Raw genomic sequence first — 26227 nt, 5'->3', positions numbered from 1 at the left:
TACCTCCTATATAATTGTATACTTCAAGCCATGCCTTTTCATCCTGATCAGCGTTTTTTCGAGCGAATCTGGTGTATATTGGCTTACAGGCGGCAATGGCTTGTTTAACGCCCTGTATTTGCTGGTGCCAAACATGTGACAAGGCATGACTTCTACGTGCTGTTGCCCGAATTTGCCCAAAAAGTTGGACATTGCTGCAAAATTTTCGTCGCTGTCATTTAACCCTGGCATAAGCGGCATACGGATGCGCACCTCAATGCCCGAGAGAAGTGCAGATTGCAGATTTTTCAGAATAAGAGCGTTGTCCTGCCCTGTAAGTTCTTTGTGTTGCACCGGGTCCATGTGTTTGCAGTCAAACAGTAGCAGGTCGGCAAGCTTCAGGGTTTTTTCAAAGCGGTCTTCAGGGCAGAATCCGCAGGTATCCACTGCGGTATGCAGGGCGTCATCGTGGGCGGTCTGCAACAGATCAATGAAAAAATCACCGCCCATTGTTGGCTCACCACCGCCAAAGGTGACCCCTCCGCCGGAATTCGCATAAAAAGCTGAATCCCTGTGGACAATCTCCATCACCTCATCAACAGTCATTATCTTGCCGCTGATTTCTCTGGCCTTGTTAGGGCAAACTGCCGCACAAACACCACAAGATGTGCATTTTTCAGCGATTTTTCCACATTTGCCGTCTTCCAGGCGCACTGCCGCACCACTTGGGCAGGCGGCCAGGCAGGCGCCGCACCCTGTGCAAAGGTCGCTGAAAACCAGAAGCTGCGGGGCAACCTGTTGAGATTCAGGATTGCTGCACCATAAACATCGCAGCGGGCAACCTTTGAGGAAAACAGTGGTGCGTATCCCCGGCCCGTCCTGAATGGACATGCGCTGGATGTTATAAATCATTCCTTGGCTCATGGTTGCACCTGAACTCCACACGGCTGGAGGCCGGGGGGGCGGCAACATCCCCCCGGCCTCACATGGAGGAGAGATTAAAAGTTATTATATTCCGTGCGCTTGACGATTTCGTTCTGAACGCCCTTGTCCAGCCGGGTGAAATACGCGCTGAAGCCAGCCACGCGAACCACCAGATTGCGGTAATCCTGCGGCTTTTTCTGCGCGTCTTTAAGCGTTTCGGAGGAAACGCAGTTGAACTGGATGTGCGAACCGTCAAAGTCGCAATAGGTTTTTATAAGTGAAACCAGCAGCCTTTCGCCTGCGGGGCCAGCCAGAGCAGCAGGCGTGAGCTTGACGTTGAAGTGGTTTGCGCCATACCGCACCGTGTCGATAGCCTGTGCGCCAGCCTTGATAAGCGCCGTGATGCCCTCATGATCCGTGCCCGGAGTGGCCGAAACGCTGCCGTCTGTCAGAGCTACACCGGCTTTGCGGCCATTTGGCAGAGCGCCCATGAGTGCGCCAAAGTAGTTGTGGTAGGAAAGCGAGTAGGCATCCAGCGGGGTGCGGTAGCCAAAGCAATCCGGGCCAATGGAGCCGTGGATGGTATCCACGTCGCGATAGAAGCGCTGCACGAAGGTTTCCACATCGGGGTAGTCATTTCCGTGCTTGGGCGCATTAAAGCACATCTGCCGGATATCTTCATATCCTTCAAAGTTGGCTTTAATAGCCTCCAGCAGCTTTTCCATGGTTACGGACTGGGTTTCAAACACCAGGTGCCGGATAGCGAGAAGCGAGTTGGCCGCGTCTATGCCGGCGGTCATGATGGGATTGACCTGCGGGTAGCGGGTGCCGCCTTCTTCTTCGCACATTCCCTTGTCTATGCATCCATCGTACATGACGGAACGGAAGATGCTCGGCACCACTTCAAGTCGGGCCATCTGGCTCAGATCTGAATGGTGGCGCGAGACAGTGAACACCTGTTTGAGTTGCGCCTTGTAGGCATCATAAACTTCCTCAAAATTCTTGAATTCTACGGGATCACCAGTTTCGACGCCCAACTGCTTTTTGGTTTGCGGATCTTTGCCGTTGTTGAGCAGAAGCTCCACAACCTTGGCAAGGCATGGCTGATCTTCCTGGGTAATAAAGCTGCCCTTGCCGCAAATACCTGTGGAAACGCAGCCGTAGTTGCCCACGTTGCGCGCGTCCTCCAACGTAATGCCGCCTTTGTATTGCGCAAAGCGGTTCATGGTGCGTTGAATGACAACGTTGTTGTTCAGAATCTGCGGCTGGCCGGAGCCACCACGAATGCATTCCACCACCTTGTGCATGTAAGAATCTTTGAGCTTGGGGTGGTAGAGCAGGGTCAGGGTCGGCTGGATGTTTTTCATCTGGATCTGCGTTTCCAGCAGCAGCTCTTCAAGCTCCGTGCTGGCATCGTTGCCGTCCTTGTCGAATCCGCCGATGGTGATGCTCTGCCCAGTGTGTCCCGAGAGAGTCATGGCGTAGGAGCCGCCCTGATATTCGGCCAGTTCCAGGTGCTTTATCCACTGGAACTTGAGCAGGGTGAGCACCTGTTCACGGCTCATGTTGCCTTCTTCAATATCCTTTTTATAGAAGGGATACATGTATTGGCCATAGCGGCCGGGGGAGCAGGCGCAGGCCATCTGCTCCGTTTCAATGCAAAGATGGATGAACCAGAAGGACTGTATGGCCTCGCGGAAATTGCGGGCCGGGAATTCGGGAACGCGGCGGCAAATTTCGGCAATCTCGAGCAACTCTGCCTTGTTGGCAGCATCGGTTTCTGTTTGCGCCGTTTGCTCGGCCAGATCGGCATATCTGTGCGAGTGGGCGATGACCGCTTCGCAGGCAACAATCATGGAGCGGTACAGCTCGGTCTGGTTGGTACGCTCAAGCGTGGTGGGGCAGTCAAGCAGGCGCTGCTTAAGGTCATCAATGACCCAGCGCATGCCCTTGTTCAGCGCGAGGGGGTAATCGGCAATGCCTGACCCGCTGGCAACGCTCACGTTGTCATAGTATACGCCAGCTTTGGAGTAAGGGGCGGGGTTGAATCCGTACTTATCCTTAAACAGCTTGTTGTTTATATCTATGCAGGTGTGACCGCGCCACGATTTGTAGGTTTTTTCAAGCAACTCCTGAGTTTGCTGAGGGATCTTCATTTCGCCTAGCGAGGCCATTTTGGCCATCTGCATTTCTTCCTTGATCCAGGCGACGTTCCATTCAGGATAAGCGTAAACGCCAGCACGGGTGCCAGTCAGCGTTCCCACAATAGGGTTCCCGTCCAGAAATATCTTTTTTTTGAGCAACACGCGTTCTAACAGCTTGGCCCGCCTGTAGAAGATGTGCTCGCCGTTGAACTCCTGATAAACCTCATCAAGAAACTGCAGCCGTTCCGGGTCCATGGTTTGCGGGGCATTGAGAAGAAATTCCTTAAGGTCGGTCAGGCGGCTTGCGGCAGTGCTCCAGTTGATCGCATAACCCTTGGGTTCGGCTGATTTGCCGCTTTGAAAGGGAACAACAGGCATTGTATACTCCTAACTAGTTTTGCCTTGCATACGCATAGGCAGGTTTTTTGCTTGTAAGAAAACAACGCGTTTATGTGGGGATAAGCACAAGCTGTGCCACGCGCTGGTTTTATTGCCAAAAGCGTTAAAGGGCGGGCGAGCACCTTGTTAAGGCCTGTTTAACTTCACAAAAATGCGTAAGAAAATTTCATAAAAAGAAAGAAATTTGTCTTTTTTAAAAAAAACAGATACTCAAAATAGGCAGCCATGTCGGTTTTTCCCACAAGAGGCTGTTTGGCTAAAAGGATGTGAAAAATGGCACATGACTCAACCCTGCGACGCAGGTTTGCCAGTGTAAGCCGCGAAAGCGTGCTTAATCCGTCCATGCTTGCTATCTGGGATGGTATGAGTATTGGCGTTGCTGTTGTTGATGCAGAAGGAATATGCAGATACATGAATCCGATTCAGCAGCGGATTGATGGATTTGATCAGGTTATTGGTAAGCATATTACCAATCTGTATGTTCCGCATGACATCAAATGTATACCGACAATTGAGTGCCTCCAAAAAGGAAGGCCTATCTTAAGGATGGTATATACCTATAAAACAACAAACAATTTTATGACTCGAACTGTCACGGATTTCTTTGCACTGTTTGATAGTGGTGTTAAAGATGGCGTTATTGCGTTTACAAGTTGGCTTGGTGAAGACATTCTTGGTAAACTTGGCATACGCAGAAATGAAGGACGGAGCTGTAATAAACCGCAGACGTTGTATTCATTCAACGATCTTGTTGGGAAGGATCAGGTTCTTGTGGCGGTGATTGAGGCCGCGCGTGCAGCAGCCCATTCAAGCTCGCCCATCATGATCTGGGGAGAAAGCGGCACTGGCAAAGAGGTTTTCGCTCAGGCCATACACGCAGCGAGCAGCAGGGCGGCCTTTCCTTTTGTGCCAGTTAACTGCGCGGCTATTCCAGAAACGTTGCTCGAAAGCATCTTGTTTGGCACCACCAAGGGCACCTATACCGACGCCTCAGATAAGCCCGGCCTTTTTGAAGAAGCCAACCACGGCACCATTCTGTTGGACGAGCTCAACTCCATGCCGCTTGGTCTGCAAGCCAAGTTGCTACGCGTTTTGCAGGAAAAGCGAGTCCGTCGACTTGGATCGAGCGAAGAAATTTCTGTCGATGTGCGGATTATCAGCGTTCTCAATCAGCATCCGCTTGAGGCGGTGCAGAGCGGCGTACTGCGCCGAGACTTTTTTTATCGCCTTGCGGTGGTAAGTTTGGCAGTGCCTCCATTGCGCGAAAGGCGAGAGGATATTCCCCTGCTTGTCAAATCTGTGGTGGCAAAGACGGAGGGCGGCAATCCGGTTAGTATTTCCAACGAGGCCATGAGCATGTTCATGGAATACCATTGGCCTGGTAATGTCAGAGAGCTGGAGCATGTGATTGAGGGCAGCCTGGCAATGATGAACGAAGAACGTTCCATTGATCTCAATTCGCTTCCAAAGCATTTTCTTGAGTTCTACCAGAAAGACCGCAAGGAATCAGCGGGCGTACCCGTAGAACAACTGTCGGAAGCAGCCTTAATTATTGAAAATAATCATAGAGAATTGTATTACGACTATAGCATGATTCAGAGAGGTGCAGCTGTTTCGCTTAAAGAATGCATGAATGCATACGAATCTTCATGCATAAATAATGTGTTGCGCATCACTGGCGGGAATGTCGCCAAGGCCGCGCGGATGATGCATCTTACGCCAGCTGGATTGCGCTATAGGATAAAGATGCTGAAGATTGATGATTCTTTCTATTAGATAACTATTTTGCATCTATGTAATAATTTTTGAATTTCATTTTTTATGAATTATTGTAACATTAATATGTAGCTATGCTAAAATAAAATTAAAAATTTACATAAAATTGTATGATTGCATTGAATTGTTAAAGAGTTCTCAACGTGCACGTAGCAGAAAGGAGAAAATTGATCTTCCGCCAATCTTTCAGGGCGAAAGTCGTAAAATTGCATTTAACAGGCGGGTGCTGTGACCATTTTGCATCAGTACGCAGGATCCATTAATCATATCTGGGTTATGCCGTCCTGCAGGTCAAACTGTTCAGGTCTTTCACACTTCAGTCATTTGCGCGCTAGAGGGCGAAGTAGTTGTGGAGCGCATATGTTTCTTTTTAACCGCCTCAACAAGATTCAGTCAAAAAAGGAATAAAGCTACAACAGCTTGTAGGGCAGGAATTCCCAAAGAATCCCTACCCTGAAATCACGACGCGGTGTTCTACCTGCCGTCACCTTCCGGCAAAGCCAACTTGCCGTTGCCTTCAAGTGTCGTGTTGCCTTTGGCCTCTATCTCTTCAGCCGCAAAAGCCGCAGCAAATACACCTGCGATTCCTGCCACCATGCCACCAATAAATATCCAAGTTTTGCTCATGTTTTTGCTCCTTTTATTCTTATAAAATTGCAGGAGGCGGGTTATTCCCGCCTCCTGCATGCCAGCCTGAGAGGGGCTAGTGGTCCCAGTTATTTTTGATGACCTGAAGTACAGCTATCACAACTGGTATCCAGCTAACATAGTTGTTCATTTACCCTCCCTGCGTTTAACAGCGCGGGGTGCGCCGTTTTTTGTTAAGCGTAAGAAACGGAATATTCCCGTCCGGTACCAAGGTCTGAAATCGAGGGGCACCATCATGCTACACCCCCCTTTGAGTAATGCAGCCTGCAGCAGGGCAAACATGGCAGGCACCGGATCGGGCAGGTCGTTGACCACCCTGCTGGTGTCCGGCAGTAGGTGCGTGATGTGTTCATTCCGAATGCCAAGGCCATGAACTTCAAAGCCGAGTTCTTGGGCCACCCCTATGGCATTGTTCGCGGCCAGCGGGTTGTCCGGCATGCCGTCAGTGATAACCAGGATCATCTTGCGCTGTTCCTTTGAGGGGCAGCATGGTGCAGCACCCACCACAGAGCCCCAGCTAGCGGTGTCCCGCCAGAAGCTCGAATGTCGAACATAACTGGCACCGGTTGCCCGTGCCGCATAATGGGGAATACAGAGTTTGTGACCGTTGTGGCGGGGAAAGCCGTTCCGCCGGGTTCACTCCACGGAGATGCCTCAGTGCTGTTGCCACTGCATAGCAGGCCCGATTGGCAAGATTAATAGGCGTGCCAGCCATGCTTCCGCTCACATCCAGCAGGACATGAACAGCGGTGTTAATGCCTTGATGTTCTGACTCTTTTTGGAAAACACGAGCATTGCCAACCTGCAGACGGTGTAGCGAATTGGCGTGCAGTGTCCCTCTACTCCCGATGCTGCAACGCTTCTGGGTGTGCGCCTGCAGAAATCCCTGAAGGCGAGTGCGTAGGGCAAGGCTGGCCTGAAGCGCTTGCTGCTTCAGTTCAGCAGGCAAGGGGGCTGTTTGGCGTGTGCCTTCTTCAGCGACAGTCAGCGCGTCGCCTACGGACTCTACGCTGCAATTGACAAGCTCAGGCGCCATAATTTCCCCGATGTGCTGGGGTAGATATTGCGCCTCCGCATGAAACAAGGCATTGAGCGGTGAGGCGCTCAAAGCCCGCAAGGGGGCGTCTGCTTCAGGCGAAAGGGCGGGATGCCCCTGTCGCTTAATTTGTGTGCTGGAATCGTTGGTCTTTTCTGTCGCCGATGCTTAATCCTTTATCGTTCGTGTTGCCTTTGCGCAGTGATTCCCCGTGGATTCGTTTGTTTTGCGTGGTGCTTTCGTGGGGCATGCGCAGTTGTTGTGATGGTTTCCACTGTCGGATGCCCTGGGCGATCTGCCTCGCGTATTCAACCGCTGCCTTTGTACCCGGGCAATGGATGTAGACCTTGACCAATATGGCATCCAGGGCTTCTTTCAGACCGGGGAAGTGCTGCTCCATGATGCTTGCCGCGTTTTGGCGTGCCGGGGTCACCTCATCCACATCCCAGGCCTTCCCCGTCAGCAGTACATAGTCCAAAGCAGCAAGGGCCGGGGAATCATCCCCGGCCCTTGGCTGTGCTCGTTCTACAAAGAATCGTCGTATCAACCAGTTCAGGTTTTTCCGGCAGCCAGGGAAAATGCCTGACAGCTTTTTCTCAACGCGCCAATCTTCGAGGCAGTTGAACAAATTAAAGGTCACAGGATCAAGGTTTGCAACTTTCAGCTCATTAAAATCAGTGTGCCGTATATGGGCAGCCTCATGGTCAGTGAACCCTTTGGCCAGTGCTAGCAATTCAGGCTCACAATTCATAGGAAGGAGGGCAAGAAAATGACCTTGCCGTTGGTGCAGGCCGCCATGCCGCCGATATGAACCTGCACCCCGTAGCGATCACCTAGGATGGACGCCACCAGGGGCAGGCAGTTAAGAACGTCTTTTGTGCGAATCATGGTACCCCACAATAAGAAAGCCCGAACTGGGACTATGATTATTCTGTTCGAGGACGATGAAGCCAGGACAAATCACTAATGAGGTTCACTCATAGTGAACTGTGCGATCCCCTAGTCCTCTTCACTGCTTGATCGGGTTGATGAGGGTGCTGGCCCCCGGAGCCAAAGGCCGTGAATTAGAATCTCGCCAGCGCACCATTAAAATTAAGCCCTTACTATAAAAATCATAAGGGCTTTTGCTTTGCTCAAATTTTTTCCAACCCTGCTTCCATCCTTTTGGTGGAAGCGAGGCGGCCCCGCAGCACAAAAATTATTTAGTGCCGAGGGTATTCTTGCGGTTAGATGTAAAATACAACCCCTTACGCCATTGATGTCTCACATGCCGTGCAACAATAAAAATTGCTGCAAACACGCAAATTATGACAAATGCGCTTTGCATATAAAACTCCTCCTCTGTACTTCTCTGAAATAGCATTTATAGAAAGAATGCAGTTTTTTTCTATCTATTATATTAAATTGTTAACGTTCATGACGCACCTTTGTTATCCGCAGAGTACCACATTACCACAAGAATTGTGGCGGCCACAGTCAACGCAAAAACAACATGGAGCGCCTCTGCCATGGCGTTGGTAAAAGCCCACTGCGCCGCATGCAGCAAGGCAGGGTCTGCTCCAGTGTGCCGCAGGACAGCAAGGTGGGCAGAAATTGTCTGCTGCACCGCGTGACCCGCCGGGCTTGCGAGTTTTGCCAGCCCCTGTGGCTCTGGTATCAACCGGGCTGTAAGGGCATTGCCAAGAAGGCTCCCAAACAGCGCGATGCCGACAGCGCCGCCAATTTCGCGCGTAAAGCTGTTTAATCCCGAAGCCATCCCGCTTTTTCCTGGCGGCAAGGACGCCAGGATACCAAGGGAAAGCAATGGATTAGACAGTGAGGAACCCACGCCAATCACGCTGACCGCAAAGGCATAAAATAGATACCCCGTGTCAGGCGTGCACAGGCTGAGCAGGTAGAGGCCCAGGGCCAAAGCCAGCATTCCCAGCCCCACGGTAGCGCGTGAACCCAGATACTTTGCCACCCACAGGCTCCGCGGCGAAAGCCAGAACATCACTGCGCACATGGGCAGGATGCTGAGGCCGACAAAAATCGGAGAATATTCCTTGGCGCTCATGAGGTACTGCCCGTTCAGAAAAAAGACGGAGTACATGCCAATGAACGAAAACGCTACGCCAAGCATGCCCGCCCCCAGCCTGCGGTTGCGAAAGATTTGCGGATCTATGAGTGGGTGTTGCCTGTGCCTTTCCACAAGTACAAACAGCACGGCAAAAACGAAAGTCGCTGCAAACAGGGCAAGCACAGGGGCACTGACCCATCCAGCATGTTGCCCGTCAATCAGCGCCTTAAGCAGGGTAAAAACGCCGCACAGCAGCACAAATGTTCCAGGCACATCTATGGGGTTCGGCTGCCCTGCCCGGCGCGGCACCAGATAGCCTGCAAGCAGCCACGCCACCAGAGCGAGAGGAATGGCAAAGGCAAAGAGTGCCTGCCAGTCAAAAAACTGCAAGACAAGCCCCCCCAAAATATTCCCCAATGCTCCGCCAAGACCGCCCATGCCCGTCCACACGGCAATGGCCCGCCGTTGGGCAACGCCCTCCATGGACTGCACCAGCAAGGCCAGGCTATTGGGCAAAATCAGTGCAGCTCCGGCTCCAGCTACACCCCGCCCGCACAGCAGCCAAGGGATTGTGGAGGCCAGAGACAGCGCTGAACCCGCCGCCAGCAACAGCAACCCTGCCATCAATGCTGCCTTGCGCCCGAAGCGGTCTCCCAGAGCCCCGGAAGGGATGAGCAGGCAGCCGAACACCACAAGATAGGTATCCACAATCCAAAGGACCTGGCTTGCTGAGGGTTGCAAAGGACTCGTCGCAATGCGGTCCACAGCCAGGTTAAGGCTTGCGCCCAGGCCAAAAACCAGGGCGGCGCATGCTGACATCAGGAAGAGCAATCCTGCATTGCTCTGAGAGCCGCCCACAGAAGCCCCCGCAGCACTATTGTTGAAAGCGGTGCTGGTCATGAATTTCTTCCCGTCCAGCAGGACTGTTCAAATCCCTGGTAATCACTGAACGAAACGGACACATAGCCGTTTTCAGGCTCGCGCACATATGCAAGGTAGGCTTGCGCGGCTGCGCTGGAGCCGAATTTGCCCATGTCATCGGCTTGAATAAAAGCCCCTGGGCGCAAGTTCGGTTCGACCGTCTTCAGCACATCAAGATAAAAATCCGTCCAGCCATCAAGGTAGAGCATATCCACACGCTCCACGGCGGACAGGGTTTCCACCGCGTCACCTTCCAGAATTGCAACCCAGGGGGCAAGCTCGGCTTCTTCGAGAATATCGCGCGCCACAGCAATTTTCCCGCTGTGCATCTCGGTGGTTACTAGCTTGCCCGCGCCGTTGTCGCGCAAGGCGGCAGCAATATGCAGGGTGGAAAATCCGTGGGACATGCCAAATTCCACAACTACCTGCGGGCGCATGGCCCGGACAAGCGCGTAGAGCAGCCTGCCGACTTCGGGTGGACAGGCAAAGGAACCTTCCGCGCACAAATCCACAAGTTCTTTGTGTGAAAATGGTGTGGGATGATGCGCCATAGCCTTGCGCAGTTGCGCTTCAGCCATGGGGTTAATCTGGGCCTGAAGCGTCCAGGTGCCCTCAATAACGTTGCGCACGGTGGGATTGTTGAGACTGTTCATACAAACTCCTTTCAATATATGTCTATGTGGTTCTGGCAAGGTTACACCGCACTGGGTGCGGCGTGGTTGCTCAGGTTAAAGAAGCAGATATTGGCCCAGATCATTGGCTGGATAAGGTCATCGACCATGACGAAAAAGCAGACTGTGCCGACTCCAACCGGCCCGCCAAGTAGCCAGCCTGAAAGCAGCAGCGAGCCTTCGATAAGGCCTTTACCAATCCAGAACGGGATGCTCCGCCGCCACGACATTGTCAGGGCCAGCAGGTCGATGGCTCTGATTCCGAAGTTGCTCATGATGATCAGGGCGGAACCGTAGGCGCATAAAAATCCACCTGTGATCATGGCGACATAGGAGTGCAGGATTGTATACTGCGCCCAATCCAGAGCCATCTGACCGTCAATAATGCTGCCGCAAAAAAAGAACGTTATGAGCGGGGAAAGCATGACGCGCGTCTTTGTCCACGCTGCAATCAGGAGCAGGCACAACAGAGCTACCAGGGTTTGTATGCCCACCGTCATGGGCATATGCGCCATCAAACCCAGGGCAAAGGTGTCCAGGGGGTCTGTGCCTAGGTTGGAATGAATAAAAAGATACGCGCCCACAGAAAAGATCAGGCAGCCTGATCCGTATAGGGCCAGACTGCGGCCGAGGAGCTGTTTGTGTGTATTTGTGACAGACATTGTGGCCTCCATGAAGTGATGGAGGGACACTAGACGAAACCAATAGTTGCATATATGCTCTTTATGAACAGATATATTTAACCTTGGTGCAACTATGGATTTGAACCTGCTGATCGCGCTGGACGCCCTGCTTTCCACTGGCAGCGTTACTGCTGCTGCCGAACGAATGGGGGTGAGCATTCCTGCCATGAGCAGGACGCTGAACCGCATCCGCACCCTGGTGGCTGACCCTGTTTTTGTGAGGGCCGGGCGCGGGCTTGTGCCCACCGCCAAGGCCGAGTCATTGCGAAGCGGCGTGCACGACCTGATTCTTCAGGCGCAGGCACTGCTCGAACGGGCGGAAAGTTTTGACACCCGCTCATTGCGAAAGACAGTTACCATCCGGGCTGATGATGGCGTAGGCAGTTTTTTGGGGCCGATCTTTTTGCAGATGCTGCATGAGGCCGCGCCCCTTGTTGACGTACGTTTTACGGCACAGGGGCAGCAGGATGTGGCATCGCTGCGGGAGGGCTTGATTGATCTCGATATTGGCGTCATTCCCGACCTTGGGCCGGAGATTGTGCGTCAGCGACTGTTGCATGATTCGTATGTGATTGTTGTCCACCAGGGGCATCCCCTGGCACAGTTAGGTGTGGTGACGGCAGAAGCGTATGCGGCATGCAGCCATGTTGTTTTTTCGCGGCGGGGAATCGCACGGGGCCCTGTGGATGTGGAACTGGACAAGAAGGGACTGACACGACGGGTTTGCGCCGTGGCCGCTTCGCTTGCGGAAACAATTGCCGTGGCACGCGGGACAGACCTTGTGGCATCCGTGCCGGAGCGGCTTACGCAGAATCTGCGTCAGGGAATGACCGTGCTGCGATTGCCGGTTACAACACCTGCCGTACAGATATCCCAGGCTTGGCATCCGCGCTTCAGCACAGATCCGGGGCATCAGTTTTTGCGTGGACTTATGCTTCAGGCTTGCACTGCGACAAAGATCGCGGGGACTTTTTGACCTTCGCTTTCATAGTCTTGACTGTCGGAAGTACCTTCGAGCGCACAGTTTTTTAATCAACCTGCACGTAAGTCTAAACTTGTACAGATGAATTTTGAGGAATATTTTTCACATTCCAACAATGATCATTTGTATATACAACTGTGACATTGTGCTCATAATGTTTTAATTTTATTAAATTTGTTCATTAAATCATCTTTTTTCTATTGTAATTTTTTCGTTATTGTAATTTTAATGGTTATTATTTGACATTTATATGGTCATTGAATTGGATGTGATGTGTTATGTATGATTTTTAAATTGACCACTGTGGAGTGGTGATTATTTTATTGATATTATAATCAATTTTTAGAATTACTTCTTCAAATAAAAGTTCTGGAGGAAATTTCCCCCCCCATATTGCTTGGCAGCGAGCATTGGCAACTCATGCCCAAAGACTTGTCGAAAATAGTCGTTTTGCAAACCGCGTTGCTTGAAAAAGTCAGCAAAGGTATGCCGGAGCGAGTGGAATGTTTTACCAGAGGCCTCGCCCAGTGTTGCGCTCACAATTGCCTTGAATTGCTTGCCTGGCTGTTTGCCAAATTTAACTGCGCCTTCGGATTTCTTCAGGTCGGGGAACAGTCTGATATGCTTTTTCTTCACAATGTCAGTGTGATATTCAAGTAGGCCAATTTTTATCAAATCAGGGTGGATGGGGACAATTCTTCGTGCATTTTTGTTCTTCAGCAGCTTGGGCCTGCCAAGTTCATCAAGCCCGTTGCTGTTGATGTCGATAACCCAGATTCCTTTTGCGTGGCATTCATAGATGTTGGCACAGTGAAGCTGTGCAATCTCCTCGAGGCGCATGCCAGTGAAAAGGGCAATCAGAGGGATCCAGTAATAAGAGGGGATTTGAATTCCTTTCTCGCGAATTTGGGATGCGCAAAGATTTTTGTGAGCTCGTCGGCGGAGAACGCCTGACGCACAATAGCCTGTCGGCTGTCCTTGATCTGAAGATGGGTTGCCGGGTTGGCGTCCAATAGCCCCTCGCGCACATACCACGCAAGCATGCTTCCAACAGCTTCCACAAGAATGTTGACGGTTGTGACGCTCAACGTATCTTGAACTTTCAGGTCGAGCAGCTCCTGTATGCTTTTATCCCTGAATGCCTTAATTCGTGAGCGGTTAGGTGGGAGCTTTCTCAACGTTTCGCGAAAATTCCGCATATCCAAACGGGTAATTTCTTTGATGTGCTTGTCGCCAATAATGGTCAGAAATTCTTCCAGGCGTCCCCGGTGGTCCCTCACGCTGTGCTCACGCCATTCACCGTCCTGAAGTTTTTGGCCGATGTACCGTTCCATGGCTTCAGAATAAAGAATTCCTCCCGTCTGCTGCTGGTGAACGTGCGTAGGCACCTCCAGCAAAGCAGGTGGCTCCTGTGCTGTGCATGAGGTGTCGCAAGGCAACTTGCCAAAATCGCGCCCCATGACTTCTTCTTCCATCAAGAAATCGCCTTTGGTACGGGCAATGTCGATGCGATGCCGGGTGATCTGCATCTCTTTGTATGCTTTCACTATTTGCAGATAGTTTTCCCCTGCAAGCTCATTTCGTGTGAAAGCACCGGAACGAAGCAAGTCAACAATGCATTCTGGCGCAATCTGCTCAAGCAGTTGTGGTGAGTTACAGTGCAGGAGTAGTTCTATTTGAGACGTCCTGAGCTGGTCGTACGTGATGTCGAGCTTTCCCACAGAGATGTTTTTACGTTCTGAAATGTCTGCGTGGTCCTACTCCAGCAAACGCTGGAGCAAGGATATTCATGCAGCGGCGTATTTCCTTGTAGTCCAGCATAAACCCCTCAAGAATCATATTGCCAATTTCTGCGGACAGCATGCGGGCGCGAAATCGCGCAATCCTCAGGTAGGACGTTTGCAGGCTCACGCGCAGCTCGGCCCGCCCAAGTGATTTTCGCAGGTTGGCGGGAAAGGCATATCGAAAATAGTAGATTTTTCTTTTGCAATAAAGATACGCAGGTGCTGACTTTTTGTCATCACCCTGGTTGCTGGCGACGGCAGGCAAAAGGCTGGAAAGGACAGGAAGAGGATGGGGCATGGGGTTTTCTCCTGGCAACGGCAAAACGGGCTTGCTCCCAATTTTGTCGTGCCTTTGACCCCGCGCTTTGACCCCATAAGCTCCCAAGGGCGGGTTTTGGTGGCTCTACCTCAAAGACGGGGGCATAGCGTCTCCAAGAAAAAATGGGCATACCAAGCAAAGCCGGTATGCCCACCAGGGCAACCTTTATTTTCCGACCAAAGAAAAGAAGAGAAGGCCCTGTGGAACAATTTTTAATTGGCTTGCGGGATTTTGCAATCGAAAAAGTGGTGAGTCGTACGCCCCCGGTTTTTGAGGCCAGGTGGACGGGCAAGAATACGTGCCCGCACTGCGCAGGCGAAAAACTACGCATCAAGGACTCATTCTGGCGGACGATCCGTAATAGTTTTATTCATGGAAGGGCGTCACGCCTGTTGGTTCGCTGCCACAAATACCGATGCGAAGAATGCAGTAGATATTTTAATACCAGACTTGCAGGCATAAAAGTGTGGAGCAGAACAACAGAACTGCTCAAACGCAACATATTTCAAGCCTACAATAAAGGGATTTCCTGCAAGGATATCGCCGACGAGCACCGCATAGGAGTAGCCAGCGTGGAGCGCTACTACCACCAGATGATGCAGCACAAGAGCAGCCACTGGGCAAACCGCACATGCCCGCGCATTCTGGGCATTGATGAGCATAGATTTACGCGCAGACAGGGCTTTGCGACCACCTTTTGCGACTTGGCCCGCCGCAGGGTATTTGACGTGGTAAAAGGGCGCAGTGCCGCCGATATGCGCGATTTTTTGCAATCACTGCAAGGCCGCCATAAAGTCAAAATGGTCTGTATTGATATGAACTCTGCGTATCGGCGACTTGTGCGGGAGTGGTTTCCCAATGCGCGCATTGTTGCGGACAGATTTCATGTTATCAGGCTGGTGAATCAACACTTTTCAGAGCTGTGCAAGGCAATTGATGAAAAACAACTTGCTTATGGGCGAGGCGGTATGATGCGTCTTTTGCTGACTCGCCGTGATCGGTTAACAGACTTACAGAAAGAGCGGTTACGAACATACTTTGCTTGCAGACCGGACATTGAATCGCTGTACGAATTTTTGCATGACACAGCTGATTTATTGCGTGTGCGGGCGCAAAGTGTCGATTCGTGCCGCAGGTATGTAGCTGAATTATTAGATAAAATTGAGCAACTTCGAAAAACTAGCTTCGCGCCGTTGCGTACCTTGGGCAAGACGTTGCATAATTGGCGGGAAGAAGTAGCCCGAATGTTCCGTTTTACCCGGAATAATGGCATCACAGAAGGCTTTCACCGAAAAATGAAGTTGATCCAGCGGCGTGCGTATGGCTTTCGCAACTTCGAAAACTACCGCCTGCGTGTGCGCGTTTTGTGCTGCTGAAATGGCTGGGGAATCGTTCAGAAACCTGTCGGAAAAACTGCCCGCTGAAGGGGCTTGCCTCCGTCTTTGGTGTAGAGCCCCATAAGCTCCCAAGGGCGGGTTTTGGTCTGGTGCCTATGCTGGGCACAAGCCAAAAAAAAGAGTCGTTACAGGCTGTTGCTTGTAACGACTCTTAAAAGATGGTGCCGAAGGGGAGACTCGAACTCCCACTCCCTTGCGAGAACTAGACCCTGAACCTAGCGTGTCTACCAATTCCACCACTTCGGCGCGAAAATGTGTTTACGCTAACGTGGGGAGGCTGGCAAGCCTTTTTTTTGATTTCGGCAAAAAAATCATGGCATCGGGGCAGATAGAAGGGTGCTTCAGTTCAAATCGGCTGTCAGGGCCGATTTTTTCGTATTGTCTTGCCCTCGGTGTGCTGCAGGCCCCTCGCTTGTGGGGCTGTCGTATCGCCATAATCAGCAAGATTGACGTAAGCAGCTGCAGGCCCCTCGCTTGCGGAGTTGTCCCCCTGCTGGTTGCTGTCGGCAATGCGGCGCAACTGGTTGCGGTTTTGCCGCCTGCCGCAAGCCCTGCGGCAAGACTGTTCCGGCAGCAGGTTGTTCCTGGCAAAGTCATTGGCCCGCATATTGCAAAAAGCTCTGGCAAGAGTCGTCAGGCTCGGGGTAGACGGCGGCGCAACTTTTCGGCGCTGCTGCCAACACAAGGAGCTGCTTATGCAAGCAGGCATGTTTAGCGGGCTTTTTGCCGCGTTGACCACAGAACACCGTATGAATTTCATCGCCAATAATTTGGCGAATGTGAACACGCGCGGCTACAAGCGGGAGACCCTGTCGTTCAAGGACACTATGCCAACCTTTGCCTTTGATGAGATTCGGGAGCCGATTTTGAACCTCAAATCGACGCCGCTGTTTCCCGAACCCATGAATGCTGCCAGGGTGCGTATAGCCGTATCAAATACGGATTTTTCGCAGGGGGCCATGCAATATACCGGTAATGATCTGGACGTTGCCATCAACGGCGATAACGCCTTTTTCCGGGTCACTACGCCCACGGGCCAGTACCTGACGCGCAACGGAGCCTTTGTGCTCAGCGGCGACGGCATCCTCATGACGCCGCAGGGCTACACCGTGCAAGGGGCGGGGGGCGTTATCGGCATTCCACCCGGCACGCGGCATGTGCAGATCAGCGGCGACGGTCAGGTGCTTGCCGACGGCAACGTCATTGATCAGTTGACCTTGGTAAGCGTTAACAACCCGCAGAATCTGGAAAAAATGGGCGGAAACCTCTTTCGCCCGCGCGACGGAGTTCAGGTTGTCGAGGGCAATGCCTACGACGCAGGCGCCCGTGTAGAGCAGGGATTCACCGAATCCGCCAACGTGGAAGTTGTGTCCGAAATGGTCAACATGATTGAAGTCCAGCGGCAGTTTGAAGCCTACCAAAAGGTAATGCAGACATCCGATACGCTGGACCGCGCCGCCAACGAAAAAGTTGGCCGCCGTCAGGGCTAGCAGCTGACTGTTTTTACAGGCAACCGGCAGCCTCGTCGGTTTAGTACAAGGAGAAATTCCCATGATGCGATCGCTTTGGACAGGCGCCACCGGCATGGTGGCCCAACAGCTCAATATCGACGTTATTTCCAACAACCTGGCCAACGTCAACACCACGGGTTTTAAAAAGAGCCGGGCCGAATTTGAAGACCTGATGTACCAGACCATGCGCATGGCTGGCGCCGTCACCGAGGGCGACAACCGTCTGCCCGTGGGCATACAGGTGGGCATGGGCACTCGCCCCACTGCCGTGCACAAGTTTTTTACGCAGGGCGACTTTCAGAACACCGGCAACACGCTGGACGTGGCCATTGAAGGCGACGGCTTTTTTCAGGTGGATGTAAACGGCGAGCTCATGTACACGCGCGCCGGTTCGTTCAAGCTCAATCAGGACGGCACGGTGGTCACGGCCAACGGCTACATCCTGCAGCCGCAGTTTGCCGTGCCCGCGCAGACCAAGACCATTTCCGTCTCGTCTTCGGGCCACATCGCGGCTCTTGACTCGCAGGGGCAGGAACTGGCCGGGGCGGAAATTCCGCTCTACACCTTTATCAACCCGGCTGGTCTCGACGCTCGCGGGCGTAACCTCTACACGCCCACACAGGCATCAGGCGACTCCACCGAAGGCGTGCCCGGCACAGACAATGTGGGCACGTTGGCTCAGGGCTTTCTGGAAATGTCCAACGTCGAGGTCGTGGACGAAATGGTGAACATGATCGTGGGCCAGCGCGCTTACGAAGTAAACTCCAAGTCCATTCAGACGTCAGATTCCATGCTGGGCATAGCTGTACAGCTCAAGCGCAGTTAGGGGTGCGTTATGCGGTTTTTGCGGGGCATAAGGGCAATATTGGGCAGCCTTGGGCTGCATGCGGGGGCGCCGACACGCAAGGCTCCGCGCGGTGCGGCCTGCGGGCTTGCCTGCGCCATGCTTTGGGGTGCGATCTTGCTGCCGCCTGCGCCTACGGCGTATGCGGCTCCGCAGAGCGGTGTTTCCGGCGCCACATGGCAGGATAACGATCGCAACCACCGGCGCTCGCCCAACCAGATTGTGACCCAGCTGCGCACGCCGCAGCAGGCCCAGGCGGGGCAAATGCCGCTGCCCGACGACGCTCAGGATCAGCGCGCCGCCAAAGCGCGCAACCAGCTTGCGGCGGGCGAGGCCCCCATGGCGCAGGATGGCCAGCTCAACATGCTTGGCCCCGGCGATTGGCGGCTCAAAATATTGTCGGCCGCAGTCACCAATTCAGAGATGGTGCTGTTGGGGGATATTGCCGTTCCGCTGGGGCAGATAGCCCCAGATATCTGGGGGCAGCTGCGCACGCAGCAGCTTTGGCCAGCGCCGCCCGAAGAAGGCAAGCCTTTGCAGATCAACAACTCCCGGCTTGCCCATGCCCTGAGGCAGGCGCTAGGCAAGGAAGTGGCCGGGCGCTGCATCCTGCCCAGCTCACTGGTAATCCAGCGCGGCGGCCTGGTGTTTCACGAGGAAGACCTGCGCTCCTATGTTGTCAAAAGCCTGACGCCCCAGCTTGCGGCCATGCCGGGCGAGGTGGAGCTGAGCGATTTTCGCCTGCCGGATTATATTTTTCTGGCCCACGCGCAGCAGCGGGTGCAACTTGAGCCGGGCAAGCTCTCGCCGGGGCGCGTACCCCTGCGCTTTGCCGTGCAGGAGGTTGACGGCAACGTGCTGCGGCGCATCTCGGGCACGGTCAACCTCACCCTATGGATAACGGCCCCGGCGGCTTCACGTCCAATGAACAAGGGTGAGGCCCTGGCTGCGGAGTCGGTAACCTTTATGAAGGTCAACGCCAGCCAGCTGCGCGACCTGCCCTGGGACGGGCGCGGCGGCCCCTGGCAGCTTAACCGCTCCCTCAATACGGGCGAGCCAATTTTGCAAAGTGATCTTGTGAGCCAGCTGATGGTCAAGCGAGGCGACGTGGTCAACCTTGTGTATCGCAAGGGTAATCTGCGCATAGCCACGCAGGCCCAGGCTCTGGGCGACGGCGAGCCGGGCGCAACCATAGCGGTACGAAATCTGCAAACAAAAAAACAGGTCTACGCCATTGTAAAAGATGGCAGCACTGTGGAAATCCACTAGCGCTCAAAGGTGAAGGAGAGGAAAATGCAGGCACGTTACTTGATACCCGTACTGGCGCTGACCTATCTGTTTTGCGTCGCCTGCGGCGGCAGTCCGACCCGGCGGCCAGCCCTGCACCCGCCGGTGACCCCGCCGCAGGAATACCGGCAGGAGGGAAATGCGGCCAACAACCCCGGCTCGCTTTTTGCCGCCAGCGAGTCAGATACACTGTTTGAAGACAGCCGCGCCCGCCGCGTGGGAGATATTGTGGTGGTCAAACTGGTGGAAAACACCAAGGCCCAGAACAAGGCCGAAACCACAGCCTCCAAAAACGGCTCCAACGATTACCAGGTTTCGGCCATGTTTAACCGCGATCACGCGGGTTTTATCCCCTTTGTACCTGTTGGGCCGCAACCGGCGGTGGGGCTGCCCGTGCTGAATACGGGGTCTGTCAGCGGTCTGACGGCAACGGGCAAGACCAAGCGTGAAAACTACGTCACCACCTCCCTGGCCACGCGCGTGCTGCGCGTGCTGCCCGGCGGTCTGATGGAAATTGAGGGCGCGCGCGAGATCAAGGTAAACGAAGAAACAGAGTATATGGTTGTGCGCGGCATGATCCGTTCAAAGGATGTCGGTGCGGACAACAGCGTGCTTTCCACCCAGATTGCCGATGCCAGTATCGAATATTACGGCAAGGGCGTTCTGGCCGACAAACAGAAGCCCGGCTGGTTCACGCGGCTTATGGACAATATCTGGCCGTTCTAGCTGGCTTCGATCACCTCGGATGCAACTGCACACCCCGTCGGCGCGAGCGCTGGCGGGGTGTGTGCGTATGGGGATGCTGCGGCAGGACAATCAGGCAAGCTTGCCGCCAGCGGCCTAAACGCCGCAAAGAGACGGGCTGCGGGGGGCGAAAAAAAGTCGATTATTTTACACTGATATTTTAATAGATTAACAATGTTGATAAAAATAAAATGCAAAAAATATGTGAAAAATTGCGCAGCTCCTTGACCTAAAATTTCTTCCATTCTATGTTGTTGGCAGTTCATAAAGACCGTTGCCGCAAAGGCAAAACGCCGCCGGGCGCATTTTTTTGCCCATTTGTCCGGGCTGTCCCGCCAAAATGAAAAAGCTCCTGAATCTTGCGATCCAGGAGCTCCGGCGGAGAATGGAGTACAACATCCCCGCAGGCTTCTGCCAGCTGCGGAGTTTTGCATGCAAGTGCCAGCGTCAAAAGGCGCTGACGTTCTTGCTGGTTTTCCAGCCTCCTCCTGCGAACCAGACTGTTCTGCCGCAGTCAGGTTCCCTACCAAGCCCCTCCGTTTCCGACGGGGGGCTTTTTATTAGCATGACCGACGCAAAACGCCAAGTCCCGACCTTTATGTGCTCCCTCCTTGATAAATAATTAACAATTTCATATCGCCTTCACTGGCTTTTGTAAAAAATACCATCGGTTGCGCACGGCTGTTTGCGTTGAGGGCCATCTGGGACCGTGCGCCTCTGCTGGTTGAGGGCCTGTTTGTCCCTGCCGCAGGCGTATGCTTGGGCCCATATGCGGGGCAGGCCCTGCAGGCTGTATTGCGCACGTTGAAAGCAGGGCGTATAGTGTAGAGCGTTTTTCGCAAACTTTAACCCTGCGGCGGCATGCCGCTTGATATGACTGTACATGAAATTCGTGCGCGGCTGGCGGCTGACAAAGCCACTGTGGGTACATGGCTGCAACTGCCTTCGTCCGACGTGGCCGAGCTGATGGCCCGCGCCGGTTACGACTGGGTTGCCGTTGATATGGAACACGGCTCGTTTGGCCGTACAGGCCTGCCGGATATCTTCCGCGCCATCGAATGCGGCGGCGCCGCGCCTTTCGCCCGTCTGGGCGAGGCCAGCAAAACCCAGATAAAGGCTGCGCTTGAGGCTGGCGCTCAGGGGCTTATCTTCCCCATGATCGAGAGCCGCGAGCAGCTTGACCGCGCCATTGACCTTTCGGTGTACCCCGGTCAGGACAGCTGGCGCAAACCGGGCGAAACCGCGCCCGAATACCGTGGCGTGGGCTACTGCCGCGCCAACGTGTTTGGCAAAAAGTTTGACGATTACCGCGCCAGCCGCGCGCCAGAAATATTTTTGGTAGCCCAGATCGAACATATCCGCGCGGTGGACAATCTCAAGGCCATCCTGGCGCATCCGCGCCTTGACGCCATCATGGTTGGTCCGTACGACCTCTCTGGCTCCATGGGCCTCACCGGTCAGTTTGACCACCCTGACTTCAAGGCGGCCATGGCACGCATTGCGGCGGGGTGCGCCAGCGCCGGGGCGCGCATGGGCCTGCATATCGTGCAGCCCGACCCGGAGGAGCTCACCCGTCAGATTGCGGCGGGCAGCCGTTTTATCGCATATGGCATTGATTCGGTCTTTTTGTGGCGGGCGGCTGAGCGCCCCAATTAGGGAGAACAACTGTGAAAATTACCGTATTCGGCGGGTCTGGCTTTTTGGGCTCGCATATCTGCGACAAGCTTTCTGAAGCGGGACATGCCGTAACCATTGTCGATCTGCATCCCTCGCCCTGGCTGCGCCCCGACCAGACCATGATTGCCGGCAATATTCTGGACGAAGAAACCGTGAACAAGGCCGTTGCCGGCGCGGACATGGTCTTCAACTACGCGGGCATCGCCGACATCGGCGAGGCCAACAACCGCCCGGTGGACACGGCGCGCATCAACGTGCTTGGCAACGTCATGGTGCTTGAGGCCTGCCGCAAGGCGGGCGTGAAGCGCTACGTTTTTGCCAGTTCCCTGTACGTGTACGGCAAGTCCGGCGGTTTTTACCGCTGCAGCAAGCAGGCCTGCGAGCTGTATATCGAAAACTATCAGGCCATGCACAACCTGCCGTACACCATCCTGCGTTACGGCTCGCTGTACGGCCCGCGCTCCGACCGGCGCAACGCCATCAACCGCTTTGTCTACGAGGCGCTGGCCACCGGCGGCATCACCTACTACGGCGCTCCCTCGGCCCTGCGCGAATACGTGCATGTGGACGACGCCTCGGCGGCCACCCTTGCGGTGCTCGACCCCGAGTTTGAAAACCAGAACATCATCATTTCGGGCAATCAGCCCATGCGCGTGGGCGACCTGTTCAAGATGATCGGCGAAATGCTGGGCAAAGAGCTGACCATAAGCTATCAAAACGACCCCAACAGCGGTCATTATCAGGTCACGCCTTACGCCTTTATGCCCAAGGTGGGCCGCAAGCTGGTTCCGCCGCTTACGGTTGATCTGGGGCAGGGCATCCTGCGCGTCATGGAAGAAGAACACAAGGAAATGCACCCCGAACTGGCTTCAGAAGGCGGATACCTCGTACCCACTGACGACTAGGGCCTGTCCCATGGGCAGGTTTGCGCCGGGGGCGGTCCATGGCCGCGCGGCGATGATTCGGATGCGATTTTTGAAACCACAGCAATTATTTTGAGGCCACAAGGAGCCGTAGATGAACATTATTGCCATCATTCCCGCACGCATGGGTTCCAGCCGTTACCCCGGCAAACCGCTTGCCCTCATCCACAATGTACCCATGGTGGGGCATGTGGCCTTTCGTACGGCCATGAGCAAGACTCTTACCGCCACCTATGTGGCCACCTGCGACGAAATCATCGAAAACTACTGCAAGGACGCCGGGCTCAAGAGCGTGATGACCGGCGACCACCATGTGCGCTGCTCCACGCGCACCGCCGAGGCCCTGTTGAAGATTGAGGCCGCCACCGGCCAGAAGGCCGACATCGTGGTGATGGTGCAGGGCGACGAGCCCATGGTGCGCCCCGAAATGATCGACGCCGCGGTGGCCCCCATGCTGGCCGACCCCTCCATCAACGTGGTCAACCTCATGGCCGACATGGACACCCTTGAGGAATTTGAAGACCCCAACGAAGTGAAGGTGGTTGTCGACCACTTCAACAACGCGCTCTATTTTTCGCGCGAGCCCATCCCCTCGCGCAAAAAGGGTTCAGACAAGGTTCCCATGCGCAAGCAGGTCTGCATCATCCCCTTCCGCCGCGACTATCTGCTGCACTTTAACGAACTGCCCGAAAGCCCGCTGGAAATTTACGAATCCGTGGACATGATGCGTATCCTTGAGCACGGCGAAAAGGTGCACATGGTGCCCACCGACTGCCGCACCTGGAGCGTGGATACACCGGAAGACCTGGCCCGCGTGGCCCGTCTGATGGAAGGCGACGACCTTATGAAGGGATACCGCAAATAAATGGCGGGCAACCTCCAGTCTTTCCCTGCGCAAGGGGACAAGCCCGTTTCCGGTTCTGAATGCGCATGCGCCGCAGGAACAAAACCCTGCGGCGCTGCCGACACGCCGGCGGCGGGGCAGTCAGGCCGGTCGGCGGGCAAGGCCGCACAGCCGGGTCACCACGGTGCGCCCGGCATCGGCAGCAGGGTTGCCGCAGCGCTTGAAGAATTGTGGATTGCCGCCTTCGCCTGGATTCCCACCCCGCTGGGGCTGGCCGCACGCCTGCTTGCCTGGCGGTGGCTCTTCAGACATTGCGGGTCGGCGCGTTTTGGCACCGGCCTGAGCCTTGCCGGTTGCCGCAACATGCATCTGGGCAACGGCGTACGCCTGGGGCGCGGCTGTTTTGTTACGGCCAGCGACGGCGAGCTTGTGCTGCACGACAACGTGGCCCTTTCGCCCAACGTGCATGTGGGAGCCGATGCGGGGCGCATCGAAATCGGCGCGCATACCGCGGTGGGGCCGGGCACGGTTATCCGCGCGGCAAACCACTGCATCGCCCGCAAGGACGTGCCCATCATGCAACAGGGGCATGTTCCCGGCCAGATTGTAATTGAAGATGACGTGTGGATCGGCGCCAACTGCGTCATCACCCCCGACGTGCGCATTGGCCGTGGCGCGGTGGTGGGCGCGGGAGCTGTGGTAACCCGCAACGTGGCCCCTTTCAGCATTGTGGGCGGCGTGCCTGCCAAGCTTATCGGCATGCGTGGCCAGGGCGGCCAGCAGCAATGGGACTGACGGGCGCAAATCTCTACGCGCTGCCCGACACGAACTGATTAAGGAATTTTATGTCACTGCAATGCCTTGTGTTTGATTGCGACGGCGTCATACTCGACAGCGTACCTGTAAAGACCCGTGCTTTTGGCCGCCTTATGGAGCCCTTTGGCCCCGAGGCGCGAGACCGCTTTTTGATGTACCACAAGGTGCACGGCGGCGTGAGCCGTTACAAAAAGTTTGAATGGTTTTTTGCCGATGTGCTGGGCAAAACCATCACGCCTCAAGAGTCGGAAGCCCTTGGCAACCGCTTTGCGGAATACGTGCTGGATGAGCTGCGCCGTTGCGAGCTCATACCGGGCATCCAGGAGACTCTTGACTCCTGGCGGGGCAGGCTGCCCATGTTCGTCTGCTCCGGCGCGCCGCAGGAGGAAGTTCTGGCGGTGCTGCGCGAGCGCGGGCTGGACGGATATTTTGACGGCATACACGGCTCGCCGCCAGCCAAGGCCGTGCTGCTGGGGCAGATTGTGGCCCGGCAGAAGCTTGACCCCGCAGATGTGCTGATGGTGGGCGACGCCCCCACAGACCGCGATGCGGCGGAAACCGTGGGCACACAGTTTTACGGCGTGGGGCCGGAGCTCAAGGGCGGCTCGTTTGCCTGGGGCGAAGACCTCACGGGTCTTGACGCCTGGATATCCGCCAGGGCCTGAACAACAGCAGCATTGCATATTCGCAATACTTTGCAAACCGTTATGAACGTCCCGCCAGCCGAGCGGGACGTTTACGCATATCCGCCTATGAAAAACATCATTTGTACCCTGATGCTGGTTTTGAGTCTGGCCATGCTGCTGACCGCCTGTAAATCGGACAAGAAAGAAGAAGGCGACAGCAAACCGGCGGAACAGTCTGCTGTTGCGCCCAAGGCGGAAACCCCGCCCGCTGTCGAACAACCGCAAGAAGCCAGCCCGCCGCCCAGTCCTGCGGAGCTGGATCGGGCCGACCGTCTGGTGGCTTTTTCCAATGCCGCCTCCACGGCTCTTGCGGCGGGTCGTTACGCGCAGGCCGACGTGCTCATCGCCTACACCAAGTATTATCTTGCTGAGTGGCAGCTGGCAAAACGTCCGGCCATCAACCCTGACGGGGACGACGTTTTGGCCCGCCGTCTTGTGCCGCCTGTGGGGTTGTTCACGCCCGAGCAGACAAAAAAAATGGCGGCCAGCGTGCAGGACATGAACAAGGCCATCGCCAGCATGCGGGCCGACTACCGCCAGCTTGAAAAATATGTGGAAGACGCCACGGTGCAGGATGACGGGGCAAAAGGCCGTTCGTTTGGCGCAAGCATAGCCAAGGCGCATGCCGCCTTTGTGGTTGCGCGCGATGCGTTTATGCAGATTGTGGAGGGCGAAGCCGCACCGGCGGAAGACATGCTGTTGCGCAATCATCCACTGAAGAGGCAGATTCAGGCTGCGGAGCGCATTTTTGCCGTTTTTGGTAAAACCGCCACATTACTGACGCCCGAAAAGCCCGACCGGGAGGCCCTCCAAAACCTGCGGCAAGAACTGGCCTCTGCTCTGGCCGACGGCGGCCGCCCGCCCTTTATGGCCGCGCCTGATCTGGAACGCCGCTACCGTGGCTTTCTCAAGCAGGCAAGCAGGTATGCGGAGCTTTTTGACAACGGGCTGGAAGGGGAGTTTTACGCCCCGCTGCGTTTTGAAATGAACAACGCCGCTCTGGCCAGCCGCGCCGCTTATAATGACTTTGTACGCGACGCCAACCAGATGCGTTGAAGCACCGTGCCCGAGTTGTGCGTCAATACCCTGACTGTGGCGCGCGTCTCATATATAATATGTTGTAATTTAACATAAAATTATCATTGGCAAGCCATTTGCAAATTGAATGCGACG

At 54.8% G+C, this 26227-nt stretch carries 27 protein-coding genes and 1 tRNA gene; 13 read left to right on the top strand and 15 right to left on the bottom strand.

Annotation, left to right across the window (positions count from 1 at the left end):
* Positions 1 to 6 precede the first annotated feature (6 nt).
* Both DDIC_RS09745 and DDIC_RS09740 read right to left on the bottom strand, forming a co-directional pair.
* Positions 7 to 903, bottom strand: a complete 897-nt coding sequence (locus DDIC_RS09745; protein ID WP_136400257.1) for a glycyl-radical enzyme activating protein — start codon at positions 901 to 903, stop codon at positions 7 to 9.
* A gap of 74 nt (positions 904 to 977) precedes the next feature.
* Complete coding sequence (locus tag DDIC_RS09740; protein ID WP_136400256.1) at positions 978 to 3425, bottom strand: glycyl radical protein; 2448 nt, start codon at positions 3423 to 3425, stop codon at positions 978 to 980.
* A 294-nt stretch (positions 3426 to 3719) separates the two neighbouring features.
* On the opposite strand from DDIC_RS09740, the gene DDIC_RS09735 reads away from it, so the two are divergent.
* Positions 3720 to 5222, top strand: a complete 1503-nt coding sequence (locus DDIC_RS09735; RefSeq protein ID WP_247647447.1) for a sigma-54 interaction domain-containing protein — start codon at positions 3720 to 3722, stop codon at positions 5220 to 5222.
* Between the two features lie 474 nt (positions 5223 to 5696).
* Here DDIC_RS09735 and DDIC_RS13810 read toward each other — a convergent pair whose 3' ends face one another.
* The 8 genes from DDIC_RS13810 to DDIC_RS09705 form a co-directional block, all read right to left on the bottom strand.
* Positions 5697 to 5849, bottom strand: a complete 153-nt coding sequence (locus tag DDIC_RS13810; protein ID WP_168732528.1) for a hypothetical protein — start codon at positions 5847 to 5849, stop codon at positions 5697 to 5699.
* Between the two features lie 147 nt (positions 5850 to 5996).
* Positions 5997 to 6332: a hypothetical protein gene (locus DDIC_RS09730; protein ID WP_136400255.1), complete on the bottom strand. Its 336-nt coding sequence runs from the start codon at positions 6330 to 6332 to the stop codon at positions 5997 to 5999.
* Between the two features lie 55 nt (positions 6333 to 6387).
* Positions 6388 to 6906 carry a cobaltochelatase CobT-related protein gene (locus tag DDIC_RS14200; RefSeq protein WP_432612334.1) on the bottom strand — a complete coding sequence of 173 codons (519 nt, stop codon included), beginning with the start codon at positions 6904 to 6906 and terminating at the stop codon, positions 6388 to 6390.
* Positions 6907 to 7030: 124 nt separating this feature from the next.
* The gene (locus tag DDIC_RS09720) at positions 7031 to 7639 is read right to left on the bottom strand and encodes a hypothetical protein (RefSeq protein WP_168732527.1); all 609 of its coding nucleotides are present in this window, start codon (positions 7637 to 7639) and stop codon (positions 7031 to 7033) included.
* Between the two features lie 14 nt (positions 7640 to 7653).
* Positions 7654 to 7794, bottom strand: coding sequence for a hypothetical protein (locus tag DDIC_RS13805; RefSeq protein ID WP_168732526.1), 141 nt, complete (start codon positions 7792 to 7794; stop codon positions 7654 to 7656).
* 526 nt (positions 7795 to 8320) lie between these two features.
* Positions 8321 to 9865 (bottom strand): MFS transporter, encoded by a 1545-nt coding sequence (locus DDIC_RS09715; protein ID WP_136400252.1) that lies wholly within the window; start codon positions 9863 to 9865, stop codon positions 8321 to 8323.
* A complete protein-coding gene (locus DDIC_RS09710) occupies positions 9862 to 10539 on the bottom strand; it encodes an O-methyltransferase (RefSeq protein ID WP_136400251.1) in 678 nt (225 codons plus the stop codon). Before DDIC_RS09710 ends, DDIC_RS09715 begins: the two co-directional genes overlap by 4 nt.
* Positions 10540 to 10580: 41 nt before the next feature.
* Positions 10581 to 11219 (bottom strand): hypothetical protein, encoded by a 639-nt coding sequence (locus tag DDIC_RS09705; RefSeq protein ID WP_136400250.1) that lies wholly within the window; start codon positions 11217 to 11219, stop codon positions 10581 to 10583.
* Between the two features lie 94 nt (positions 11220 to 11313).
* Here DDIC_RS09705 and DDIC_RS09700 point away from each other — a divergent pair, with 94 nt between their 5' ends.
* Positions 11314 to 12216, top strand: a complete 903-nt coding sequence (locus tag DDIC_RS09700; protein ID WP_136400249.1) for a LysR family transcriptional regulator — start codon at positions 11314 to 11316, stop codon at positions 12214 to 12216.
* Between the two features lie 354 nt (positions 12217 to 12570).
* Here the strand turns inward: DDIC_RS09700 and DDIC_RS09695 are convergent, their stop codons facing one another.
* The 3 genes from DDIC_RS09695 to DDIC_RS09685 are packed head-to-tail and all read right to left on the bottom strand — an operon-like array spanning position 12571 to position 14304.
* Positions 12571 to 13062, bottom strand: coding sequence for a hypothetical protein (locus DDIC_RS09695; protein ID WP_136400248.1), 492 nt, complete (start codon positions 13060 to 13062; stop codon positions 12571 to 12573).
* A gap of 17 nt (positions 13063 to 13079) precedes the next feature.
* Entirely contained in the window at positions 13080 to 13943 is an 864-nt protein-coding gene (locus DDIC_RS09690; protein WP_136400247.1) for a hypothetical protein, read from the bottom strand.
* A gap of 10 nt (positions 13944 to 13953) precedes the next feature.
* Positions 13954 to 14304: a DUF6538 domain-containing protein gene (locus DDIC_RS09685; RefSeq protein ID WP_136400246.1), complete on the bottom strand. Its 351-nt coding sequence runs from the start codon at positions 14302 to 14304 to the stop codon at positions 13954 to 13956.
* Between the two features lie 167 nt (positions 14305 to 14471).
* Here DDIC_RS09685 and DDIC_RS09680 point away from each other — a divergent pair, with 167 nt between their 5' ends.
* Positions 14472 to 15701: an ISL3 family transposase gene (locus DDIC_RS09680; protein WP_168732524.1), complete on the top strand. Its 1230-nt coding sequence runs from the start codon at positions 14472 to 14474 to the stop codon at positions 15699 to 15701.
* Positions 15702 to 15881: 180 nt separating this feature from the next.
* Here the strand turns inward: DDIC_RS09680 and DDIC_RS09675 are convergent.
* Positions 15882 to 15968: transfer RNA gene (locus DDIC_RS09675), tRNA-Leu, on the bottom strand.
* 449 nt (positions 15969 to 16417) lie between these two features.
* Here DDIC_RS09675 and DDIC_RS09670 point away from each other — a divergent pair.
* From DDIC_RS09670 to DDIC_RS09655, 4 genes are all read left to right on the top strand, one after another.
* Positions 16418 to 17212, top strand: a complete 795-nt coding sequence (locus tag DDIC_RS09670; RefSeq protein WP_136400244.1) for a flagellar hook-basal body protein — start codon at positions 16418 to 16420, stop codon at positions 17210 to 17212.
* A 61-nt stretch (positions 17213 to 17273) separates the two neighbouring features.
* Positions 17274 to 18059, top strand: coding sequence for a flagellar basal-body rod protein FlgG (gene flgG / locus DDIC_RS09665; protein ID WP_136400243.1), 786 nt, complete (start codon positions 17274 to 17276; stop codon positions 18057 to 18059).
* A gap of 9 nt (positions 18060 to 18068) precedes the next feature.
* Positions 18069 to 19346, top strand: a complete 1278-nt coding sequence (gene flgA, locus DDIC_RS09660) for a flagellar basal body P-ring formation chaperone FlgA (RefSeq protein WP_247647446.1) — start codon at positions 18069 to 18071, stop codon at positions 19344 to 19346.
* 24 nt (positions 19347 to 19370) lie between these two features.
* Entirely contained in the window at positions 19371 to 20090 is a 720-nt protein-coding gene (locus DDIC_RS09655) for a flagellar basal body L-ring protein FlgH (protein WP_136400242.1), read from the top strand.
* On the opposite strand, the gene DDIC_RS09650 is transcribed toward DDIC_RS09655, so the two are convergent.
* On the bottom strand, positions 20087 to 20542 hold the full coding sequence (locus DDIC_RS09650; RefSeq protein ID WP_136400241.1) for a hypothetical protein: 456 nt from the start codon (positions 20540 to 20542) through the stop codon (positions 20087 to 20089). The genes DDIC_RS09655 and DDIC_RS09650 overlap by 4 nt on opposite strands.
* A 439-nt stretch (positions 20543 to 20981) precedes the next feature.
* Here DDIC_RS09650 and DDIC_RS09645 point away from each other — a divergent pair, with 439 nt between their 5' ends.
* From DDIC_RS09645 to DDIC_RS09620, 6 genes are all read left to right on the top strand, one after another.
* Positions 20982 to 21764 carry an HpcH/HpaI aldolase family protein gene (locus tag DDIC_RS09645; RefSeq protein ID WP_136400240.1) on the top strand — a complete coding sequence of 261 codons (783 nt, stop codon included), beginning with the start codon at positions 20982 to 20984 and terminating at the stop codon, positions 21762 to 21764.
* Positions 21765 to 21775: 11 nt separating this feature from the next.
* Positions 21776 to 22690: an NAD-dependent epimerase/dehydratase family protein gene (locus DDIC_RS09640; protein WP_136400239.1), complete on the top strand. Its 915-nt coding sequence runs from the start codon at positions 21776 to 21778 to the stop codon at positions 22688 to 22690.
* A gap of 112 nt (positions 22691 to 22802) precedes the next feature.
* On the top strand, positions 22803 to 23573 hold the full coding sequence (locus DDIC_RS09635) for a 3-deoxy-manno-octulosonate cytidylyltransferase (protein WP_136400238.1): 771 nt from the start codon (positions 22803 to 22805) through the stop codon (positions 23571 to 23573).
* The gene (locus DDIC_RS09630) at positions 23574 to 24347 is read left to right on the top strand and encodes an acyltransferase (RefSeq protein WP_136400237.1); all 774 of its coding nucleotides are present in this window, start codon (positions 23574 to 23576) and stop codon (positions 24345 to 24347) included.
* A 50-nt stretch (positions 24348 to 24397) separates the two neighbouring features.
* The gene (locus tag DDIC_RS09625; RefSeq protein WP_136400236.1) at positions 24398 to 25033 is read left to right on the top strand and encodes an HAD family hydrolase; all 636 of its coding nucleotides are present in this window, start codon (positions 24398 to 24400) and stop codon (positions 25031 to 25033) included.
* Between the two features lie 87 nt (positions 25034 to 25120).
* Positions 25121 to 26110 carry a hypothetical protein gene (locus DDIC_RS09620; RefSeq protein ID WP_136400235.1) on the top strand — a complete coding sequence of 330 codons (990 nt, stop codon included), beginning with the start codon at positions 25121 to 25123 and terminating at the stop codon, positions 26108 to 26110.
* Positions 26111 to 26227 lie beyond the last annotated feature (117 nt).

This window comes from Desulfovibrio desulfuricans, assembly GCF_004801255.1.
Taxonomy (GTDB): Bacteria; Desulfobacterota; Desulfovibrionia; order Desulfovibrionales; family Desulfovibrionaceae; genus Desulfovibrio; species Desulfovibrio desulfuricans_C.
Note: the sequence above shows the minus strand (reverse complement) of the source record. Positions and strands in the feature narration are given on the sequence as shown.

Excerpts from the sequence above, each read along its gene's own strand:
- DDIC_RS09710 (WP_136400251.1), bottom strand. The coding sequence starts at position 10,539 with ATGAACAGTCTCAACAATCCCACCGTGCGCAACGTTATTGAGGGCACC.
- DDIC_RS09745 (WP_136400257.1), bottom strand. The coding sequence starts at position 903 with ATGAGCCAAGGAATGATTTATAACATCCAGCGCATGTCCATTCAGGAC.
- DDIC_RS09645 (WP_136400240.1), top strand. The coding sequence starts at position 20,982 with ATGACTGTACATGAAATTCGTGCGCGGCTGGCGGCTGACAAAGCCACT.
- DDIC_RS09620 (WP_136400235.1), top strand. The coding sequence starts at position 25,121 with ATGAAAAACATCATTTGTACCCTGATGCTGGTTTTGAGTCTGGCCATG.
- DDIC_RS13805 (WP_168732526.1), bottom strand. The coding sequence starts at position 7,794 with ATGATTCGCACAAAAGACGTTCTTAACTGCCTGCCCCTGGTGGCGTCC.
- DDIC_RS09655 (WP_136400242.1), top strand. The coding sequence starts at position 19,371 with ATGCAGGCACGTTACTTGATACCCGTACTGGCGCTGACCTATCTGTTT.
- DDIC_RS09730 (WP_136400255.1), bottom strand. The coding sequence starts at position 6,332 with ATGATCCTGGTTATCACTGACGGCATGCCGGACAACCCGCTGGCCGCG.
- DDIC_RS09695 (WP_136400248.1), bottom strand. The coding sequence starts at position 13,062 with ATGCGCCTCGAGGAGATTGCACAGCTTCACTGTGCCAACATCTATGAA.
- flgG (WP_136400243.1), top strand. The coding sequence starts at position 17,274 with ATGATGCGATCGCTTTGGACAGGCGCCACCGGCATGGTGGCCCAACAG.
- DDIC_RS09740 (WP_136400256.1), bottom strand. The coding sequence starts at position 3,425 with ATGCCTGTTGTTCCCTTTCAAAGCGGCAAATCAGCCGAACCCAAGGGT.
- DDIC_RS09635 (WP_136400238.1), top strand. The coding sequence starts at position 22,803 with ATGAACATTATTGCCATCATTCCCGCACGCATGGGTTCCAGCCGTTAC.
- DDIC_RS14200 (WP_432612334.1), bottom strand. The coding sequence starts at position 6,906 with ATGGCGCCTGAGCTTGTCAATTGCAGCGTAGAGTCCGTAGGCGACGCG.
- DDIC_RS09630 (WP_136400237.1), top strand. The coding sequence starts at position 23,574 with ATGGCGGGCAACCTCCAGTCTTTCCCTGCGCAAGGGGACAAGCCCGTT.
- DDIC_RS09715 (WP_136400252.1), bottom strand. The coding sequence starts at position 9,865 with ATGACCAGCACCGCTTTCAACAATAGTGCTGCGGGGGCTTCTGTGGGC.
- DDIC_RS09625 (WP_136400236.1), top strand. The coding sequence starts at position 24,398 with ATGTCACTGCAATGCCTTGTGTTTGATTGCGACGGCGTCATACTCGAC.
- DDIC_RS09700 (WP_136400249.1), top strand. The coding sequence starts at position 11,314 with ATGGATTTGAACCTGCTGATCGCGCTGGACGCCCTGCTTTCCACTGGC.
- DDIC_RS09650 (WP_136400241.1), bottom strand. The coding sequence starts at position 20,542 with ATGCAAAACTCCGCAGCTGGCAGAAGCCTGCGGGGATGTTGTACTCCA.
- DDIC_RS09680 (WP_168732524.1), top strand. The coding sequence starts at position 14,472 with ATGCCCACCAGGGCAACCTTTATTTTCCGACCAAAGAAAAGAAGAGAA.
- DDIC_RS09685 (WP_136400246.1), bottom strand. The coding sequence starts at position 14,304 with ATGCCCCATCCTCTTCCTGTCCTTTCCAGCCTTTTGCCTGCCGTCGCC.
- DDIC_RS09670 (WP_136400244.1), top strand. The coding sequence starts at position 16,418 with ATGCAAGCAGGCATGTTTAGCGGGCTTTTTGCCGCGTTGACCACAGAA.
- flgA (WP_247647446.1), top strand. The coding sequence starts at position 18,069 with ATGCGGTTTTTGCGGGGCATAAGGGCAATATTGGGCAGCCTTGGGCTG.
- DDIC_RS13810 (WP_168732528.1), bottom strand. The coding sequence starts at position 5,849 with ATGAGCAAAACTTGGATATTTATTGGTGGCATGGTGGCAGGAATCGCA.
- DDIC_RS09705 (WP_136400250.1), bottom strand. The coding sequence starts at position 11,219 with ATGTCTGTCACAAATACACACAAACAGCTCCTCGGCCGCAGTCTGGCC.
- DDIC_RS09735 (WP_247647447.1), top strand. The coding sequence starts at position 3,720 with ATGGCACATGACTCAACCCTGCGACGCAGGTTTGCCAGTGTAAGCCGC.